The sequence below is a fragment of the Pseudomonas sp. P106(2024) genome (assembly GCF_057480815.1).
The window spans coordinates 1-1,221 of record NZ_JBLIYU010000042.1 but is presented as its reverse complement, the minus strand read 5'-3'; the positions used below and the strand labels follow the sequence as shown (position 1 = coordinate 1,221).

Annotated in this window: 1 protein-coding gene; it reads right to left on the bottom strand. The window is 54.2% G+C overall.

The genetic code is table 11. The annotated features are described in order from the left end of the window. Positions 1-18: 18 nt before the first annotated feature. Positions 19-1,169, bottom strand: a protein-coding gene (locus tag AC25M7_RS25425) for an IS3 family transposase (RefSeq protein ID WP_486971630.1) whose coding sequence is annotated in 2 segments (ribosomal slippage) — positions 19-926 and positions 926-1,169 — 1,152 coding nt in all. Because the reading frame shifts where the segments join, the coding sequence is not laid out codon by codon here. Positions 1,170-1,221 lie beyond the last annotated feature (52 nt).

Here is a 1,221-nt window from a genome sequence, read left to right as displayed (position 1 = left end):
TGAATCGCCCCTGGTTTCCTAGACACTCTCCAAGCTCAGAAAATAGCGTTTCTCATACTCTACTGGCGACAGCTGCATAGCACTGCTGTGTCGACGTTTTGGGTTATAGAACATCTCGATGTAATCGAAAATATCACTTCGGGCTTCGTCACGCGTTGCGTAGATCTTTCGTCGGATTCGCTCCCGCTTCAAGAGCTGGAAAAAGCTCTCGGCTACGGCGTTGTCATGGCAGTTTCCTCGCCGACTCATGCTGCTAATCACGTTGTTTGCCTTCAAGAAGCTTTGCCAATCTGAGCTGCTGAATTGACTGCCCTGATCTGAATGAATCATCACTTGCTGCTGTGGCTTGCGGCGCCACACGGCCATCAACATCGCGTCGATCGCCAGGTCGCTGCACATCCTGGGCTTCATTGACCAGCCAATCACTTGGCGGGAAAACAGATCCAGCACTACTGCCAGGTACAGCCATCCTTCATAGGTGCGGATGTAAGTGATGTCTGTCACCCAGACCTTGTTCGGCTCACTGACCTTGAACTGCCGCGCAAGGTGGTTAGGCGAGACGACGGTTGGCTTTCCGCCATAAAACCCTGGGCGCCGTCGATAACCCGTTTGTGAACGCAGCCCTTCTGCCTGCATCAAACGTCCGACTCGATTTCGCCCACAGATCTCTCCCAGCTCTCGCAGGTCATCGTGAATCTTGCGATAGCCATACACACCTCCGCTTTCTAACCAGGCATGCTTGATCAAGCCAAGCAGGCGTTGATCTTCTTTTGCTCGGGCAGATTGAGGCTCGGCCAACCAAGCGTAGTAGCCGCTGGGGTGCACCTTGAGGGTTTGGCAAAGGCGCCGCACCGGGTAATCCGTCGAGTGCTTCTTGATGAAGGCGTACTTCAGCCGCACTCCTTGGCAAAGTACGCGGCGGCCTTCTTTAAGATGTCTCGCTCTTCCGTCACGCGCTTGAGTTCAGCACGCAGCTTGCGCAGTTCGGCTTGCTGGTCATCGTCTTGCTGACGCTGATCTTGGGGTTTGCTGTAGAGCTTGATCCAGGCGTAGAGACTGTGAACGGACATGCCCAGACGCTGGGCAACATCGGCGACAGGCTTGCCTTTCTCGGTCACTTGTTTGACCGCTTCGATCTTGAATTCTTCAGGGTAACGCTGACGACTCATGGCACCTCCTATTTGGGCCTCATTATGAGGCTTGGAGGTGTCTACGAAACCA